General features: G+C 65.2%; 16 protein-coding genes. 7 read left to right on the top strand and 9 right to left on the bottom strand.

What is annotated here, in order from left to right; translation table 11 throughout:
• Positions 1-24: 24 nt before the first annotated feature.
• Positions 25-609: a suppressor of fused domain protein gene (locus AB0O58_RS00185; RefSeq protein ID WP_032371948.1), complete on the top strand. Its 585-nt coding sequence runs from the start codon at positions 25-27 to the stop codon at positions 607-609.
• Between the two features lie 90 nt (positions 610-699).
• Here the strand turns inward: AB0O58_RS00185 and AB0O58_RS00180 are convergent, their stop codons facing one another.
• The gene (locus AB0O58_RS00180) at positions 700-1,788 is read right to left on the bottom strand and encodes a magnesium and cobalt transport protein CorA (RefSeq protein ID WP_027498032.1); all 1,089 of its coding nucleotides are present in this window, start codon (positions 1,786-1,788) and stop codon (positions 700-702) included.
• Between the two features lie 79 nt (positions 1,789-1,867).
• Between AB0O58_RS00180 and AB0O58_RS00175 the strand changes: the two genes are divergently transcribed.
• The 4 genes from AB0O58_RS00175 (at position 1,868) to AB0O58_RS00160 (ending at position 5,050) form a co-directional block, all read left to right on the top strand.
• Entirely contained in the window at positions 1,868-2,704 is an 837-nt protein-coding gene (locus tag AB0O58_RS00175) for a PHP domain-containing protein (RefSeq protein ID WP_027498031.1), read from the top strand.
• Positions 2,701-3,315, top strand: a complete 615-nt coding sequence (locus tag AB0O58_RS00170; RefSeq protein ID WP_027498030.1) for a MarC family protein — start codon at positions 2,701-2,703, stop codon at positions 3,313-3,315. The genes AB0O58_RS00175 and AB0O58_RS00170 overlap by 4 nt, the downstream gene beginning before the upstream one ends.
• A complete protein-coding gene (locus AB0O58_RS00165) occupies positions 3,312-3,605 on the top strand; it encodes a hypothetical protein (protein WP_045840758.1) in 294 nt (97 codons plus the stop codon). The genes AB0O58_RS00170 and AB0O58_RS00165 overlap by 4 nt, the downstream gene beginning before the upstream one ends.
• A 245-nt stretch (positions 3,606-3,850) precedes the next feature.
• Positions 3,851-5,050 carry an NADP-dependent malic enzyme gene (locus tag AB0O58_RS00160; protein ID WP_032375496.1) on the top strand — a complete coding sequence of 400 codons (1,200 nt, stop codon included), beginning with the start codon at positions 3,851-3,853 and terminating at the stop codon, positions 5,048-5,050.
• 77 nt (positions 5,051-5,127) lie between these two features.
• Here the strand turns inward: AB0O58_RS00160 and AB0O58_RS00155 are convergent, their stop codons facing one another.
• Genes AB0O58_RS00155 through AB0O58_RS00140 form a run of 4 tightly spaced genes read right to left on the bottom strand, consistent with a single transcriptional unit; the run spans position 5,128 to position 8,601 of the window.
• Positions 5,128-5,820 carry an ABC transporter permease gene (locus AB0O58_RS00155; protein ID WP_027498027.1) on the bottom strand — a complete coding sequence of 231 codons (693 nt, stop codon included), beginning with the start codon at positions 5,818-5,820 and terminating at the stop codon, positions 5,128-5,130.
• Positions 5,817-6,479 (bottom strand): ABC transporter permease, encoded by a 663-nt coding sequence (locus tag AB0O58_RS00150; RefSeq protein ID WP_032365390.1) that lies wholly within the window; start codon positions 6,477-6,479, stop codon positions 5,817-5,819. The genes AB0O58_RS00155 and AB0O58_RS00150 overlap by 4 nt, the downstream gene beginning before the upstream one ends.
• Positions 6,476-7,627: an ATP-binding cassette domain-containing protein gene (locus tag AB0O58_RS00145; protein WP_283541939.1), complete on the bottom strand. Its 1,152-nt coding sequence runs from the start codon at positions 7,625-7,627 to the stop codon at positions 6,476-6,478. The genes AB0O58_RS00150 and AB0O58_RS00145 overlap by 4 nt, the downstream gene beginning before the upstream one ends.
• Positions 7,627-8,601 (bottom strand): ABC transporter substrate-binding protein, encoded by a 975-nt coding sequence (locus AB0O58_RS00140; protein ID WP_032365502.1) that lies wholly within the window; start codon positions 8,599-8,601, stop codon positions 7,627-7,629. The genes AB0O58_RS00145 and AB0O58_RS00140 overlap by 1 nt, the downstream gene beginning before the upstream one ends.
• 209 nt (positions 8,602-8,810) lie before the next feature.
• Between AB0O58_RS00140 and AB0O58_RS00135 the strand changes: the two genes are divergently transcribed.
• Positions 8,811-9,704: a glycine betaine ABC transporter substrate-binding protein gene (locus AB0O58_RS00135; protein WP_032386322.1), complete on the top strand. Its 894-nt coding sequence runs from the start codon at positions 8,811-8,813 to the stop codon at positions 9,702-9,704.
• Here AB0O58_RS00135 and AB0O58_RS00130 read toward each other — a convergent pair.
• The 3 genes from AB0O58_RS00130 to AB0O58_RS00120 are packed head-to-tail and all read right to left on the bottom strand — an operon-like array spanning position 9,660 to position 13,027.
• On the bottom strand, positions 9,660-10,616 hold the full coding sequence (locus tag AB0O58_RS00130) for an alpha/beta hydrolase (RefSeq protein WP_032386323.1): 957 nt from the start codon (positions 10,614-10,616) through the stop codon (positions 9,660-9,662). The two genes, AB0O58_RS00135 and AB0O58_RS00130, sit on opposite strands and share 45 nt — an antisense overlap.
• A 12-nt stretch (positions 10,617-10,628) precedes the next feature.
• Positions 10,629-11,462, bottom strand: a complete 834-nt coding sequence (locus AB0O58_RS00125) for an SDR family NAD(P)-dependent oxidoreductase (protein ID WP_032365394.1) — start codon at positions 11,460-11,462, stop codon at positions 10,629-10,631.
• Complete coding sequence (locus AB0O58_RS00120) at positions 11,459-13,027, bottom strand: NAD(P)/FAD-dependent oxidoreductase (protein ID WP_283541941.1); 1,569 nt, start codon at positions 13,025-13,027, stop codon at positions 11,459-11,461. Before AB0O58_RS00120 ends, AB0O58_RS00125 begins: the two co-directional genes overlap by 4 nt.
• Before the next feature lie 69 nt (positions 13,028-13,096).
• On the opposite strand from AB0O58_RS00120, the gene AB0O58_RS00115 reads away from it, so the two are divergent.
• Positions 13,097-13,744, top strand: a complete 648-nt coding sequence (locus AB0O58_RS00115; protein ID WP_032371667.1) for a TetR/AcrR family transcriptional regulator — start codon at positions 13,097-13,099, stop codon at positions 13,742-13,744.
• 264 nt (positions 13,745-14,008) lie between these two features.
• Here the strand turns inward: AB0O58_RS00115 and AB0O58_RS00110 are convergent, their stop codons facing one another.
• Positions 14,009-17,806, bottom strand: a complete 3,798-nt coding sequence (locus AB0O58_RS00110) for a multifunctional oxoglutarate decarboxylase/oxoglutarate dehydrogenase thiamine pyrophosphate-binding subunit/dihydrolipoyllysine-residue succinyltransferase subunit (RefSeq protein ID WP_222063377.1) — start codon at positions 17,804-17,806, stop codon at positions 14,009-14,011.
• Between the last annotated feature and the right edge of the window lie 27 nt (positions 17,807-17,833).

Raw genomic sequence — 17,833 nt, 5'->3', positions numbered from 1 at the left:
CACCGGTGGTGTTGGATGGGTCTCGTGAGCGAGAGTGTCATTACCGCGGTACGCGCACACCTGGTGACCGAGATCGGCGACGACAACCCGTCGTCCGCGTCCGTGACGTTCCTCGGCCTGGAGTCACTGGACGTGCTGCGATTCGGAGCGGACTCCGAGGTGGTGCGGTACGTCAGCCTCGGCTGCTCGCGTCATCCCATGGCAGACCCGAACGACATGGTCGCCGATCCGTCCCGTGGCCCTCGCGCCGAACTGGTACTGACCCTTCGCGGTGGCGCAGGCGTGGCGTCGGGCGTCCACAAGAGCTTGGCCGTGCTCGCGGCCTCGCCCGCGGTGGAGGGCGTCGTGCTGGTGGAGGACGCCCTGCTCGATCTCGGTGAGCCGCTGTGGACCAACGCGCCGTTCACGGCCGTGCTGCTCGGGCCGAGCGACATCGCGGACCTGCCGCTGCCGGAGCCTTTCGATCCGGTTCATTTCTTCGCCGCGGTGCCGTTGACCGGAACCGAGGCCGCCTGGGTGCGGTTACGCGGGGCGGATGCGTTGCGCGAGGCCTGGAAGGAAGCGGGGATCGACGTTCGAGACCCCAACCGGTCCGCAGCCAGCCTCTGATCGGGCGCTCCTGCGCACAGGGTGTCGACTTCCGGTGGCTACCCGCTTCTGTCGGAGTTCGTCCCTGGCTGTAGATCTCCGGCGCAGGATCTACAGCCAGTTGTTCTTGTGGAACGTTCGCCACAGACCGACGCACACGCAGGCGACGATCGCGACGATCGTGTGATACCCATAGGTCCAGTGCAGCTCGGGCATGTTGTCGAAGTTCATGCCGTAGATGCCGGCCACCATGGTCGGCACCGCCGCGATCGCCACCCAGGACGAGATCTTGCGCATGTCGAGGTTCTGCTGCATCGTCACCCGAGCCAGGGCGGCGTCGACGAGCGAGCTGAGTACCTCGTCGTATTCGGAGATACGTTCGGCGACAGTGGTGTGATGGTCCTGCACGTCGCGCAGGTACCGCCGGACGGATTTCGGAACACTGGGCTCCTGGACCAGCCGTGCGAGAGGCGTCGACAGTGGGGTCACCGACCGGCGCAGTTCCACGACCTCCCGCTTGAGCAGATAGATGTTCTCGATCGGCACGTGATGATGCGGAGAGAACACCTCCTCCTCCATGCCGTCGACGTCCCTCTCGATCGAGTCGGTGACGGCCAGGTACTCGTCGACGACGTGGTCGGCAACCGCGTGCAGCACCGCCGACGGGCCGAGTGCGAGCTGCTCCGGATTGTCCTCGAGGCGCTGGCGCACGCCGGCCAATCCGGAGTGTTCGCCGTGTCGGACGGTGATGACGAAATCTCGACCGACCATCACCATGATCTCGCCGCTCTCGACGATCTCGTTCGCCGTCGTCACCGACTCGTGTTCGACGTACTTGACTGTGCGCAGGACGAGGAATGCGACGTCGTCGTATCGCTCCAGCTTGGGCCGCTGATGCGCGTGCACGGTGTCCTCGACCATCAACTCGTGCAGGTCGTAACACTGAGCGATCGCGTTCATCTGACGGTCGTCCGGCGCATGCAGGCCCACCCAGACGAACCCCTCGCCGCGGGCTCGTACTTCGGCGATCGCGGAAGTGTGAGTGAACCGGCCGGGTAGCCGGGAGCCGTCGACGTAGACAGCGCAGTCGACGATGGCGCGCGCCGTCGGCACCGGTATTCGTGGACTCGAATCGGGAACGGCCTTGTTTCCTCGTCGGTGCAGCGAGGGCAGTGAGGGACGCGGTGGAAGGGACGGCATGGCGGGCAATCGTACGCCAGGAAAACGACAGAACAGTGGGCCCGGAACATCACGGCGGTACGCCTGGGACACTGTTCTGGTGCTCATCGATCTCCACACCCACTCGACAGCGTCCGACGGTACCGACAGCCCGGCCGAGCTGGTTCGCGCTGCGTCGGCAGCGGGCCTGTCGGTGGTGGCGCTCACCGATCACGACACCACGGCGGGATGGGACGAGGCCGCTGCCGCATCGCCCGCCGGCCTGACGCTCGTGCGCGGCATGGAACTGTCGTGCACCGGTCGTGGGGAGGACGGCACGCCCGTCCCGGTGCACCTGCTGGCGTACCTGTTCGACCCCGAGAACGAGGCATTCGCCGCCGAGCGTGCACGACTGCGCGGTGAGCGGGTGACCCGGCTGCGGGCCATCGCCGAGAACATGGCCGCGGACGGCCTGCCCATCGATCCCGACGCGGTTCTCGCCTCGGCCGGGGAGGCCGCCGGTCGTCCCCATCTGGGCCAGGCTCTGATCGAGGCCGGCTACGTCTCGGACATGGACGCGGCGTTCGCCGGTCCGCTGGCAACGGGTGGCAAGTATTACGTGGGCAAGGTCGACACTCCACTCGACGTCGCCGTCGAGATGATCGCCGCCGCAGGCGGCGTCAGCGTGCTCGCGCATGCCCGGGCCCGCAAGCGCGGACGCATCCTGGATCTGGACCACATCCGAGAACTCACCCCGCTCGGGCTCGGCGGTGTGGAAGTCCACCACATGGACCACTCGCCGGAGGACACCGTGGTGATGGCCGAGTTGGCCGCGGAGTTGGACCTCATCGTCACCGGGTCCTCGGATTATCACGGCACCAACAAGACCGTGAAGCTGGGCGAGTACACCACTGACCCGGAGCAGTACGACCGACTGATCGCGGCGGCCCGGTCATGAACTTCGACGTGACGCTGTACCTGACGGTTCTGATCACGCTGTTTGTGATCATGGATCCACCGGGCGCGATTCCGGTGTTCCTGTCCCTGGTGGGACGCAAGAGCAAGGAAGTGCGCAACAAGGCCGCATGGCAGGCACCCGCGGTCTCGCTCACCGTCATCTCGGTGTTCGCGATCGGCGGCCAGGCCATTCTGAGCTACCTGCACATCGGCATTCCGGCACTGCAGGGCGCGGGTGGACTTCTGCTCCTGCTCATCGCGCTGTCGTTGCTCACCGGTAAGGGCGCGGGCGGCGACGCGGCGGCCGAGGACGTCAACGTCGCACTCGTGCCGCTGGGAACGCCGTTGATGGCGGGCCCCGGAGCCATCGCCGCGGTGATCGTCTACGTCAGTCAGGCCGACGGCAACGCGAGCTCGTTGCTCGCAATCGCCTTGGGCATCATCACGATTCACGTCCTGTTCTTCGTGATTCTGCGCTTCTCCACCGTCCTTATCCGGCTGCTCGGCGAGGGCGGCATCTCGCTGCTGGCACGCATCGCAGGCCTGTTGCTCGCCGCCATCGCGGTGCAGTTGATCGCGGACTCCGTCCGCGGATTCGTGGCCGGAGCATGAGCGGGGCCGGAGCGGGTGCAGGGCTGCGCTTCCTGCGCGGTCTCAGCGGCATCGTCACCGCCGGACTGGTGGTGCTGGCGATCGGCGTCGGCGTCACCCAATATCTCGGTCAGTCCCGCGGCTACCCGGGACCGGGCGCGCTGTCGGTCACCGTGCACATCGTTGCCGCTGTCGTCGCCATCGTCGCGCAGCGCATTGCCGATCATCGACGCGGATTCGCCGCCTTCCTCGGAGCGATCGTGGTCTTCGTGGTCACCGGTCTCGTCCTGTGGACCCAATGGTGGCAGTAGTTCACGCTGGTTTCTGACTCTATGGTCAGTTCGGTGGGCGGTATGGCACACTTGGGCCGTTGCAGCGATGCGGCTACAGCCCATCGTTGACTGTGCAGGCACACCCGCCGCACGTGCGAGACACGCTTTTCGGCAGTCGGCAGCCAGTACTGGCGCCCTCCGGTAGTCCGCGACCCTTTCGAGCATCAATCACTTCGTAGACACGTGTTGCCTCGTCGAGGCCGACAGTGCGAGGAGCTTTCACCGTGACGGCAGTCGAAGACACCACAGGAACACCATCGGCAGTTGCGGCCGCGATCACCGACGACGAGATCTTCGCCGGGCATCTCGGCGGCAAGCTTTCGGTCCAGTTGGCCGCGCCGCTCGAGACCCAGCGCGATCTCTCGATCGCCTACACCCCGGGAGTGGCCCAGGTCAGCCGTGCCATCGCCGCCGACCCGGCACTGGCCAAGCGCTACACCTGGACCGACCGGCTGGTCGCCGTCATCTCCGACGGTTCCGCGGTGCTCGGCCTGGGCGATATCGGTCCGCGCGCGTCGTTGCCGGTGATGGAGGGCAAGGCGGCGCTGTTCAAGAAGTTCGCCGGCCTCGATTCCATCCCGATCGTGCTCGATACCCACGATGTCGACGAGATCGTCGAGACGATCGTGCGGATGCGACACAGTTTCGGAGCCGTCAACCTCGAAGACATCTCCGCCCCGCGGTGTTTCGAGGTGGAACGACGCGTCGTCGAGGCACTGGACTGCCCCGTGATGCACGACGACCAACACGGCACGGCCATCGTCGTCCTTGCGGCGCTGACGGGTGCTGCACGGGTACAGGGCCGGGACCTGGCCGGGCTCCGAGTGGTCGTCTCGGGCGCAGGCGCTGCAGGCGTTGCGTGCGCGAACATGCTGCTCGCCGCCGGCATCTCCGACGTCGTGGTCCTCGACTCCAAGGGCGTCGTCTCGGCCGATCGCGGTGACCTCACCGGCGTCAAGGCCGACCTCGCTGCGCGAACCAACCCTCGTGGACTGAGCGGGGGACCGGGCGATGCGCTGGCCGGAGCCGACGTGTTCCTCGGACTGTCCGCAGGCAAGGTGGACGAGAACGTCATCGCCTCGATGGCCCCCGAGTCCATCGTGTTCGCGCTCTCGAACCCGGATCCGGAGATCCACCCCGAGGTGGCCAGGAAGTACGCGGCCATCGTCGCGACCGGACGCAGCGATTTCCCCAATCAGATCAACAACGTTCTGGCCTTCCCCGGTGTGTTCAAGGGCGCGCTCGACGCCGGCGCACGCCGCATCACCGAAGGCATGAAGCTCGCCGCTGCCGAGGCAATCCTCTCGGTTCTCGGCGACGAGTTGGCCGCGGACAGAATCGTCCCGAGCCCGCTCGATCCTCGCGTCGCCCCGGCCGTTGCGGACGCAGTTGCGGCAGCAGCGCGAGCCGAGGGCGTCGCGTAGGAAAACAGAAAAACACCCCGAACCCCGCCCTATCCGGGCCGGTGGTTCGGGGTGCTTTTCGTTCGTATGAGTCGTCGTCAGACTTTTGCCAGTCCGGTCGGCATGCGCCGGAGGCGACCGGTTCCCGGCACCGACGTCCACACCGCAAGGGCGAGAAGGCCGTCGACGACGAGTGTGAGCAGCGCGACGAGGATCGCCCCGACAAGAACCCGGCCGTAGTCGTAGAGCGCGAGACCGTCGAAGATGTAGCGACCGAGCCCGCCCAGGTTGACGTAGGCCGCAACGGTCGCGGTGGCGATGATCTGCAGGGTGGTGTTCCGTAGTCCGCCGAGGATCAGTGGCAGTGCATTGGGGATCTCTACCCGCAGCAGCACCTGTGATTCGGTCATCCCCATTGCACGGGCGGCGTCGACCACGTGGGCGTCGACGTTGGCTATTCCCGAGTAGGTGCCCGCCAGCAGCGGCGGTATCCCGAGCAGGACCAGCGCGATGATCGGCGGGATCAGACCCAATCCGATCACCAGGACCAGGAACACCAACACACCCAGAGTCGGCAGTGAGCGCAGAGCGTTGACCAGTCCGACGACCACCGCTTCGCCGCGGCGCAGGTGACCGATGATCAGTCCGATGGGAATCGCGACAGCGGCCGAAAGCACAACGGCCAACAGCGAATACCACATGTGCTCGAGCAGTCGAGCGCCGATTCCCGTCGGCCCGGCCCAGTTGGCACCGTCGAGGATGTACGAGAACGCTTCGGAGAACAGATTCATGCGCGCGCCTTCCTCGTCGACGAGCTGCCCTGCCGGGTCCACGGCGTGAGTCGACGGCCCACCAGGTACAGGGCGGCGTCGAAGATCAACGCCAAGAACACGATCGAGATGATGCCGGCGAAGATCTGATCGGGATAGTCACGTTGGTAGCCCTGGGTGAACAGCTGGCCGAGACCACCGATACCGATCACCGAACCCACCGAGACCAACGAGATGTTGGTGACCGTGACAACTCGAATATTGGCGATGAGCACCGGCAAGGACAGGGGGAGCTCGACGGTCACCGCACGTCGTAACGACGAAAAGCCCATGGCCTGAGCCGAATCGACGACGGCGAACGGAACCGAATCGAGTGCCTCCGGAACCGCGCGAACGAGCAGAGCCGTGGAGTACACCGTCAGTGCGATCACCACGTTCAGCGGATCGAGCACAGGCAGTCCCACGACCGCAGGAATGGTGACGAACAGTGCCAGTGACGGCAACGTGAACGCAATGCTGGCCACCGTCAACGTGATTCGGCGGACCCACCGCGTGTTGCGAATCAGGGTGCCGACCGGAACCGCGATGAGCAGTCCGATGAGCAGGGGCACGAGCGACAGATACAGATGTGTCTTCGTGTACCCGAGTACGACGCCGAAGTTGTCGAACAGCCAGGTCACTGTGCGTCGTTCCCGGTCGCGCCGAAGTGGTGGCGATTGCGCTCCTCGTCCTCCGACTTGCGCTGTACGGCCAGGTTTTCGAGAATCTCCGCACCGTCGACGCTGCCCACGGCGGCACCGGTCGAATCGACGGCGACGCCGATTCCCGACGGAGACGAGATCGCCGAGTCGAGCGCCTGCCGTAGATCGCCGCCCTCGAGGAACAGCGACCCACCGGCCGCGGTGCTCTCGTCCAGGCTGCCGCCGCCGCGTACCTTCTCGACGCCGGTGGCGTCGATCCAGCCGAGGGGACGACGCTGGGAGTCCACGACCAGAACCCACTGCCCCTGGTCGAGTCGCAGGGTGCTCATCTCGTCCTCGGTCGCGGTATGGATCGGATGCATCGTCACCGACTGCGCCGAGCGGAAAGACAGGCCTCGGTAGCCGCGGTCGCGGCCGACGAACGACGCCACGAACGACGTCGCCGGTGCCGCGAGCACGGTCTCGGGCTTGTCGTATTGCTGCAGACGACCCTGCGGTCCGAAGACCGCGATGTGGTCGCCCAGCCGCACGGCCTCGTCGATGTCGTGCGTGACGAACACGATCGTCTTCTTCAGATCGGCCTGCAGCCTGAGCATCTCGGCCTGCAGATCCTCACGCACCACCGGATCGACGGCGCTGAAGGGTTCGTCCATCAACAGAATCGGTGGGTCCGCGGCGAGCGCACGGGCCACCCCGACGCGCTGTTGCTGCCCGCCGGACAGCTGTGCCGGGTAGCGGGACGCGAGAGCCGGATCCAGGCCCACTCGTTCCAGTACCTCGAGCGCCGCCTTACGGGCAGCGCGCCGGGACTGACCGTTGAGGACCGGAACCGTCGCAACATTGTCGACGACGGAACGATGGGGCAGCAGCCCGGCACTCTGGATGACGTAGCCGATTCCCCGGCGCAGTTTCACCGCGTCGGTGTCGGCGATGTTGCGGCCGTCGACCGTGATGACGCCTGAGGTGGGAGCGATCATCCGGTTGATCATGCGCATCGACGTCGTCTTGCCGCAGCCGGACGGCCCCACGAACACGGTGAACGAGTGTGGCTGGATCACCAGGTCCAACGAGTCGACTGCCGTGGTGCCGTCCGGGTACGTCTTGGTGATGTTCTCGAAGGTGATCATCAGCTGACCGGCTGGTCCAGACCCTTGTCCTTGACCCACGCCGTTGCCGCCGCAGCCGGTTCGACCTTCTGGTCGCCGGACACCGAGGTGTTCAGTGCGATGAGCTCTTCGGTGGTGATCTGCGCCGAGACGGCGTCGAGGACCTGAGTGAGCTTGTCGGACTGCTTGGACGTCCGCAGCACCGGGATGACGTTCTGAGCGGCGAAATTGTTCTCCGGGTCTTCGAGAACCACGAGATCGTTCTGCGCGATGGCCGGCGAGGTGGTGAAGATGTCCGCCGCGACGACCTGGCCCGACACGAGTGCCTCGACCGTGGCCGGTCCGCCGCCGTCGGAGATGGGCACGTAGTTACCGGGGGAGATGTCCAGGCCGTACTTCGCTTTTAGGCCCGGCAGTCCGCCGACGCGCTCCTGGAATTCCGGCGTGCCTGCGAACGTCACCTCCGAGGAGAACGGTGCGAGATCCCCGACGGTCTTCAGATTGCGCTCGGTTGCGGTCGCGCGGGTGACGACGACGGCATCCTTGTCCTCGCCGGGTGCCTGGGCCGTCACCGAGAGGTCGTCGCCGAGTGCAGCGGGCAGTGCCGCCAGCACGTCCTCGGACGAGGTGGCCGTGGCAGATTCGTCCAAGTACTGGAGCAGGTTGCCCGTGTAATCGGGAATCAGGTCGATCGAGCCGTCGCGGACGGCGGGAATGTACGCCTCGCGGCTACCGATGTTGAGCTTGGTGCTCACCTCGAAACCGTTGGCGCGCAATGCTTCTGCGTAGATGTTCGCGACGGTTTCGGACTCCGGGAAGTTGGCCGAGCCGACGATGATCGAGTTCGTGTCGTCGTTGCTCTCGCCGCCTCCGCTCGAGAGCGGATCCGAATTTCCGCCGCAGGCGGTCAGTGCGGTGACCGACAGGGCGAGCGCGGCAACGGCCGCCACTGCCTTCGGGGCGGAGAACGCGCGCGTGATTCGGGAGGTGGTCATGGTGTCCTTCCATCGGTTCGGGCACAGACGAAGCCCCAACTCCGACAGGTGCCGCCCGATCACCGGGGACACCGCCGAACCAGGACTCGGGCTGCTCGGGATGGTAGTCGACGTCGCCGTGCCCATAAGGTTGGTTCGACTACCCTCTCGTTCGCATCTGTGCCCCGCGGTCGGGATCGGTAAACCCCACGGGCAGTGAACAGGAGAAAATGAGAGTGCGTTCGTCGATTCTGGCAGCGGCCCTCGCGGTCACTATTGCAGGTTCCGTCGGTGGGTGCAGTGCGGCCGACCGGGCCGAACCCGGGCACGTGCCCGTCGTCGTCGGAGCCGGGAATTCCGACCTCTCCCGGTTGCTCGCACAGATCTACGCAGGAGGACTCCGGTCGACGGGAGCCGAGGTCTCCGTCGCCGAGAACCTGGGGGATCGGACGGCGTACCTCGCGGCGCTGGACCGCGGCGAGGTATCGATGATCCCCGACCTGACCGGGGACCTGTTGCGCACCTTCGACACCCTGGCCGGGGCAACCGAAGCGGAGGACGTGTTCACCGAACTGAACCGATCGCTGCCCGCCGGACTGTCGGTGGGAGACTACGCAACCGCCGAGGATCGGTTGGCCATTGCTCTCGCTCCAGACGCGACCTCGGACGAGGGCACGACAGTCACAGAATTTCTTCGTCGTGACGACGTGACAGTCGGGACGGTCGAGGGGGAGGTCGATCCGATGGACGTGAGGATGGAGGGTGTGGGCAGTCCCAGCTTCACCCGGGCCCGTTTCTCCGAGTTCATGGTCTACCCGGATGCGCAGTTCGCCGTCGACGACCTGAATTCCGGTGCGGTGGATGCTCTCGCGATTCGGACGGCGTCGTTCGGTCCGCTGGCCAAGGATCTGACGACTCTGCCCGACGACGATCATGTGTATCCAGCGCAGAACGTCGTTCCGCTGTACCGCACCGGTGTGCTGGACGAGAGTGCGGTGAAGTCGTTCTCGGTGGTGGCGGGGGAGCTGACGACAGCGGACCTCGCCGACATGATCGGCGAGGTCCGCGGGGGTGCTGCGTCAGGCGATGTCGCCGGCCGCTGGCTCGGCGAGCACAGCCTCTGACACGTCGGACTTCTGCTCTGCTCTGAGCTTGCGGCCCAGATAGGAACCCATGTGCTGGACGGCTTCGGCTGCTTCCCGCAGGATCGACGCCTGCAGATGCGCCACGTGCCAGAGCTTCTTGTACTCGATGTACTCGAGTTCGACGCCGGACAGGCGCAGCTTGTCCGCGAACGCGGTGATCTGCGGATAGAGCACCTCGTCCGTCCCGACGTGCATGACGACCGGAGGCAGCTCGTCGAGGTTGCCCTGGAGCGGCGCGAAGCCTTGATCCAGGGGGTCGCCCGCCCCGAGATATGCGTCGGCCGAGGAGTTCGACCACCCGGTGTTGACCACCAGGTCGCGCGGCTTGACCGCGTCGCGTGCGCCCGGATCGACCCACGGTGAGATCAATCCGAGTGCTGCCGGCCTCGCGCCGTCGTCCACCAGCCGTCTCGCCGTCGCGACGGTCAGTCCGCCGCCGGCCGAATCACCGGCGATGGCGATGCGATCCAGGGTGAAGCCGTGCGAACGCACGAGTTCTCGGAACGCCGCCACGGCGTCGTCGAGCGCGGCCGGGTACGGGTTCTCCGGGGCGAGGCGGTAATCGAGCACGTACACCGCGCTGGCCGACTCTCGGGCCAGATGGGCGGCGAGCGATCGGTGGGTGTTGATCGAACCGATCGTGAACGCGCCCCCGTGGAGGTACAGGATGGCGGTGTCGCGTTCGGTGGCTCCGACGGTGATGCGCTCGGCCCGCCTGCCCGCAAGCGTCAGTTTCTGCGCGACGGTCCCGTGTGGGAGCGTCTGCACGGGAGCCGCGGCCTCGAGGACCGCCCGCTGCGCCCGGAAGGACAGACGCGGATTCAGCGCGAGGCGGTAGAAGGGCTTGAGCGCCGCCGCAACGATCGGCAGTGGAACGTAGAAGGCTTTCACGACGCGACCCGCCTACTTCTTCGACCGTGGCATGGCACGCTTGGACACCGCAGCGATCAGACCCTGGTACCGCGAGCCGGTGATGCGTTGCAGCAGATCGAGCGCGATGGCGTCGGAACCGATGAGCACGCGGCCCCTGCCCTTCTCGACGCCCTTGAGAATGGTCTTGGCCGCGTCGATCGGGGTGGTCTTCGCCAACTTGCTGTCGAAGAACTTCGCCACGTCGGCCTGGTCGAAATTCTCGGCGACGGTGGCGTTGCGGGCGATGGCAGTCTTGATGCCGCCGGGGTGCACCACGGTCACCTTCACCGGAGCCTTCGCGATCAACATCTCCATGCGCAGCGACTCGCTGAATCCGCGGACGGCGAACTTCGCAGCGTTGTACGCGGACTGGGACGGCATCGCTAGCAGGCCGAACAGGCTGGAGATGTTGACGATGTGGCCGTCGCCGGAGGCCTTGATGTGCGGCAGAAATGCCTTGGTGCCGTTGACGACACCCCAGAAATCGACGTCGACGATGCGCTCGATGTCCTTGAACGAGGACTTCTCCACGTCACCGTGGTAGGCGATGCCCGCGTTGTTGTAGATCTGGTTGACCTTGCCGAAATGCGCGACGACGGCCTCGGCATAGTCCAGCACGGTCTCGCGCTGCGAGACGTCGAGGAAATCGGACTTCACTTCGGCTCCGAGTGCTTCGACGCGGCGCACCGTCTCGTCGAGTCCGGCAGTGTCGACGTCGGACAGTGCGAGCTTGGCTCCGCGTCCGGCCAGCTCGAGGGCCAGGGCCCGGCCGATTCCCGAACCCGCGCCGGTGACGACGGCTACCTTGCCTGTGAATGTGCTCATCGTGCGGACACCTTGTCTGTGTTGTTGCCGGCGGCCGTGCTCGCCGACGCGGGGGTCAGATCTGCGGTTGCGACGCTACGGTACGCATCGAGATCGAAATGCTTGGTCTGACGACGGAACTCGAACGTGAACCCGGGCCACAGGGTGGTGTTGTTTCCGTGCTTGTCCAGATACCAGCTGGCGCAGCCGCCGTTCATCCAGACGCTCTTGGCGAGCTGGTCCTGCAGGGTCACGTTGTACTCGTCCTGCACATCCTTGCGCACTTCGATGGTCCCGATGTCGTGCTTGTCGATGGTGTTCAAGGCGTCGACCAGGTAGTTGATCTGCGACTCGATCATGAAGACCATCGAGGTGTGCCCGAGGCCGGTGTTGGGGCCGACGAGGAAGAACATGTTCGGGAAGTTCGCCACCGCAGCGCCCTTGTAGCCCTGCTGTCCGCCGTCGTCGAACGTCTGCGCCAGCGTTCGGCCGTCCTTGCCGACGATGGCTTGGTAAGCAGGCGAATCGGTGACGTGGAAGCCGGTGGCGACGACGAGTGCGTCGATCGGGCGCTCGGTGCCGTCCTTGGTGACGATCGATCCCGTGCGGATCTCGGCGATGCCGTCGGTCACGAGGTCGACGTTGCTCTGCGCGAGAGCCGGGTAGTACGCGTTGGAGATCAACATGCGCTTGCAGCCGATGCGGAAGTTCGGGGTCACCTTCGCGCGCAGCGCCTTGTCCTTGATCTGCGTGCGCAGATGATTCTCCGACGCCCACTGCAGCGGCTTCATGAACGCGGGGTTCTTCGCCAGCCCGACGACCTGGGTCTCGCGCATCGCGTAGATGCCGGCGCGGGCGAGGCGCTGGAAGCCGGGCACGTGCTTGAAGGCGAAGCGCTCGAGCTTGGTGTACGGGCGATCGGCGCGAGGGAGGATCCACGGCGCGGTGCGCTGGTAGACGTCGAGGTGCTCGACCTGGCCTGCGATGGCGGGAACGATCTGGATCGCCGATGCGCCGGTCCCGATGACGGCGACGCGCTTGCCGGCGAGCGAGACGTCGTGGTTCCACTGAGCGGAGTGGAAGACGTCGCCCTCGAAGTCGTGAATTCCCTTTATATCGGGCAGGTTCGGCTCACACAGTGCGCCGACGGCCGAGACGACGATCTTGGCGGTGTAGTTGCCGGTGGTCGTCTCGACGTCCCAGCGGCTGGTGGAGGCGTTCCATCGCGCCGACGTCACGTCCGTGCCGAAGACGTGCTTGTCCATGACGCCGTACTTGCGCGCAACTCCGGCGATGTACTTCTGGATCTCGGGCTGGGTGGAGAACGAACGAGTCCACTCCGGGTTCAGCGCGAACGAGTACGAGTACAGATGCGAGGGCACGTCGCAGGCTGCACCGGGGTAGGTGTTGTCGCGCCAGGTACCGCCCACATCGTGGCCGCGTTCGACGACGACGAAGTTCTTCTTGCCTGCCTTGGTCAGCTTGATCGCCGCTCCGAGCCCGGCGAAACCACTGCCGATGATCAGCGTATCGACGTGACGCGGCGACGTTGCGCGGTCCGAAGTATCTGTTACGGGGAGACTCATGTAGAGCAGACTAGAAGCTTACTGAGTGTGAGTCAATAGTTATTGACTACTATTCAATAGGATGATTGCATGGCGGATGTGAACCGCGCTGGAGTATCGACGACGAAAAGGACCAGACTCAGTCCGCAGCAACGACGAGCGCAGCTGATCGAGCTCGGCACCGAGATGCTCGCCGATCGGCCACTCGAACAGATCTCCGTCGAGGACATCGCCGATCAGGCCGGAGTCTCCCGAGGTCTACTGTTCCACTACTTCGCGTCCAAGCAGGACTTTCACCTCGAAATAGTCCGCGAGGCGTCGCGGTCGATGATCGAACGGACTGCACCCGACCCCGACCTCGAACCCTTCGAGATTCTGCGCGACTCCATCGCCAACTACGTCGATTACGTCAGCGAGAAACGCGACACCTTCATCTCCCTGCTCCGCGGCACGGCAAGCGGAGACCCCCAGATGCGCGAGGTGTTCGAGCAGACCCGCACCACCATGGCCGATCGCACTCTCGTCCAACTCGCTCAACTCGACGTCGATGTCACCCCCACCATCGACCTCGCCGTCCGCGGGTGGATCGCCTTCGTCGAAGAAGCCACCATCACCTGGCTCAGAAATCCACAGATCACTCGCGACGAGTTGATCGACCTGAACGTCAACGCCCTACCTGCTGTCGCCCTGGCCCCGGGCATGATCTCCGCGCTGCTGGGAGCCGACGCCGACGCCTGAGCCCCGCCCCAGTGTGGGTCCCCCCGGTTGGACGTCCTCCCCGGTTGCAGGTCCTCCCCGGTTGGGATCAATGTCCCTTTGTTGCAGTCTGACCGACTGAATCCCGCATTCATCCGAAGTGCGGCCGAGGCCACAGCCGAATGAATGCGGCTTTGTTGCAGTCTGACCGACTGAATCCCACATTGATCCCAACCCGGGTGCGCACAGAAACGACGAAAGCGGCCCACTCCCGAAGGAGTGGGCCGCTTGTCGCTGTCGGAGATTCTAGTCTTCGCCGACCTTGTTGAAGGCCTCGTCGATGATTTCGAGTTGCTCGACGGCGTGCACCTTGCTCGATCCCGAGGACGGTGCGGACATGGCGCGACGGGAGATGCGCTTGATGCCGACCAGCTTTTCGGGCATGAGTTCGGGCAGTGCGAGACCGAAGAACGGCCAGGCACCCTGGTTCGCAGGCTCTTCTTGAACCCAGCGGAATTCCGTTGCGTTCGGGTAGCTCTCGAGTGCTTCCCGGATTCGACGCGTCGGCACGGGGTAGAGCTGCTCGATTCGGACGATGGCGACGTCGTCGCGGTTGTCCTTCTGCTTGCGAGCGAGGAGCTCGTAGTAGAGCTTGCCGCTGACCATCAGCACGCGCTTGACCTTGCTGCGGTCGCCGGTGCCGGTGTCGTAGGTGGGCTCGTCGAACACCGAGTGGAACTTGCCGTCGGTGAAGTCCTCGATGTTGCTCACTGCTGCCTTGTTGCGCAGCATCGACTTCGGGGTGAAGACGATCAGCGGGCGACGGATTCCGTCACGCGCATGCCTACGCAGCAGGTGGAAGTAGTTCGCGGGGGTCGAGGGGAGTGCGACGGTCATCGATCCTTCGGCGCACAGCGTCAGGAAGCGTTCGATGCGTCCGGACGTGTGGTCCGGGCCCTGACCCTCGTGGCCGTGCGGGAGCAGCAGCACGACGTCGGAGAGCTGTCCCCACTTGGCTTCACCGGACGAGATGAACTCGTCGATGATGGACTGGGCACCGTTGACGAAGTCGCCGAACTGCGCTTCCCACATCACCAGCGCGTCCGGGTTGCCCACGGAGTAGCCGTACTCGAAGCCGACGGCCGCGAACTCGCTCAGTGCGGAGTCGTAGACCATGAACTTGCCGGGGTTGTCGCTGCCGATGTTCTGCAGCGGCGTGTACTCGGAACCGGTCTTGCGGTCGATGATCACCGAGTGCCGCTGCGTGAACGTGCCGCGGCGGGTGTCCTGGCCCGAGAAACGAATGTTGCGTCCCTCGTCCACGAGCGAGCCGAGTGCGAGCAGTTCGCCGAAGGCCCAGTCGACCTTGCCCTCGTACGCCATTTCCCGACGCTTCTCGAGCACCGGCTTGACGCGGGGGTGCACGTTGAATCCCTCGGGGATGTCGAGGTGCGCATCACCGATGCGGTGCAGGACGGCCTTGTCGACGGCGGTGGTGAGCTTGGTCGGCAACTGCTGGTCGAGTTCGACCGATTCGCTGGGCTCCGGGGTGTACTTCTCGAGTTCGCGTACCTCGTTGAAGACGCGTTCGAGCTGACCCTGGTAGTCGCGGAGCGCGTCCTCGGCTTCCTTGAGCGAGATGTCGCCACGGCCGATGAGCGATTCGGTGTAGCTCTTGCGGACGCTGCGCTTGGTGTCGATCACGTCGTACATCGCCGGCTGGGTCATCGAGGGGTCGTCGCCCTCGTTGTGTCCGCGACGGCGGTAGCAGATCATGTCGATGACGACGTCCTTGTGGAACTTCTGACGGAAGTCCACTGCCAGCTGAGCCACCCAGGCACATGCCTCGGGGTCGTCGCCGTTGACGTGGAAGATCGGCGCGGCGATCATCTTGGCCACGTCGGTGCAGTACTCGGACGAGCGCGAGAACTCAGGCGAGGTGGTGAAGCCGACCTGGTTGTTGACGACGATGTGCACGGTTCCGCCGGTGCGGTAGCCACGCAGATCGGACAGGTTCAGCGTTTCCGCGACGACGCCCTGGCCTGCGAAGGCCGCGTCGCCGTGCAGCATCAGCGGCAGCACGGAGTAACCGCCCTGGCCGGTGCCCTTGTCCAGGAGGTCCTGCTTGGCCCGGACGAGGCCTTCGAGAACGGGGTCGACGGCTTCGAGGTGCGACGGGTTCGCCGTGAGCGAGACCTTGATGTCGTTGTCGCCGAACATCTGGATGTACGTGCCCTCGGCGCCGAGGTGGTATTTCACGTCACCGGAGCCGTGTGCGGCAGCCGGGTTCATGTTGCCCTCGAACTCGGTGAAGATCTTCGAGTACGGCTTGCCGACGATGTTGGCCAGCACGTTCAGACGACCGCGGTGCGGCATGCCGATGACGACCTCGTCGAGGGCGTACTCGGCGCTCTGGTCGATGACGGAGTCCATCATCGGGATGACCGACTCGGCACCTTCGAGCGAGAAGCGCTTCTGTCCGACGTACTTGGTCTGCAGGAACGTCTCGAAGGCCTCGGCTGCGTTGAGCTTGCTGAGGATGTACTTCTGTTGCGCCACAGTTGGTTTGACGTGCTTGGCTTCGACGCGTTCCTGCAGCCACGAGACCTGCTCGGTCTCGAGGATGTGGGTGTACTCGACGCCGACGTGGCGGCAGTACGAGTCGCGCAGGACGCTGAGCACGTCGCGCAGCTTCATCTTGTCCTTGCCGTGGAATCCGCCGACCTTGAACTCGCGGTCGAGGTCCCACAGCGTCAGGTCGTGACTGATCACGTCGAGGTCCGGATGCATCCGGAACTTGTCCTTGGTGAACTGCAACGGGTCGGTGTCGGCCATCAGGTGACCGCGGTTGCGGTACGCCGCGATGAGCTCGAGCACGCGGGTGTTCTTGTCGACGGTGCCCTCGGGCAGATCCTTGCGCCAGCGGATCGGCTCGTACGGGATCTTGAGCGAGTGGAACAGCTCGTCGTAGAACTCGTCGCTGATCAGCAGATTGTGGATCGTCTTGAGGAAGTCGCCCGACTCCGCACCCTGAATGATGCGGTGGTCGTACGTCGAGGTCAGCGTCATGAGCTTGCCGACGCCGAACTCGGCGAGACGCTCGTCGCTGGCACCCTGGAATTCCGCCGGGTACTCCATGGCACCGGCACCGATGATGGCACCCTGGCCGTTCATCAGGCGCGGGACGGAGTGGACGGTGCCGATTCCGCCGGGGTTGGTCAGCGAGATCGTGACGCCCTGGAAGTCCTCGCCGGTGAGCTTGCCGTCGCGGGCACGCCGGACGATGTCCTCGTACGCGTTGTAGAACTGCGTGAACGTGAAGTCCTGCGTGTTCTTGATGGCCGCGACGACGAGGGAACGGTTGCCGTCCTTGCCGGGAAGGTCGATCGCCAGACCGAGGTTGATCGACGCCGGAGTGACGGCATTGGGCTTGCCGTCGACCTCGGCGAAGTGGCGGTTCATGTTCGGGAACGCCTTGACGGCCTGCACGATGGCGTAGCCGAGCAGGTGCGTGAACGAGATCTTGCCGCCGCGGGTACGCGCGAGGTGGTTGTTGATGACGAGGCGATTGTCGACCATGAGCTTGGCCGGGATGGCTCGCACGCTGGTAGCTGTCGGAATCTGCAGCGAAGCGGACATGTTCTTGGCAACCGCTGCAGCTGCGCCGCGCAGAATCTTGCTCGACTCTTCACCGAATTCGGCAGCGGCGGGCTTGGCCGGGGCTGCCTTCTTCTCGGCCGGCTTGGCCGGGGCCGACTTCGCCGGAGCAGGCTTGGATTCAGCAGCCTTGGGAGCTGCGGCCTTCGCGGGGGCTTCGGTCTTCTTGGGAGCTTCGGTCTTCGCGGCCGAGGCGGCGGGCTTCGCAGGAGGCGCGGGTGCTGCGGGAGGAGCGGACTTGGCCGAGCTGCCGTTCGAGGCCGAGCCGTTGGAACCGGACTTACCGTTGGAGATGGGGTTCTCGTCGATCACGGCTTCGGGGTCGTAATCGGTGAGGAACTCGTGCCAGCTCGCGTCGACGGAGGACGGGTCCTGCTTGAACCGCTGGTACATCTCGTCGACCAGCCATTGATTTTGTCCGAATTGGGTAGTAGAGCTGCTGCTCACGGCAGTAGTTCGCCTCGTTTCTGTCTT

Origin of the sequence: Rhodococcus sp. NPDC080181, from assembly GCF_040702225.1 — a bacterium.
Lineage (GTDB): Bacteria > Actinomycetota > Actinomycetes > Mycobacteriales > Mycobacteriaceae > Rhodococcoides > Rhodococcoides fascians.
This window is presented reverse-complemented; position numbering and strand designations above follow the sequence as displayed.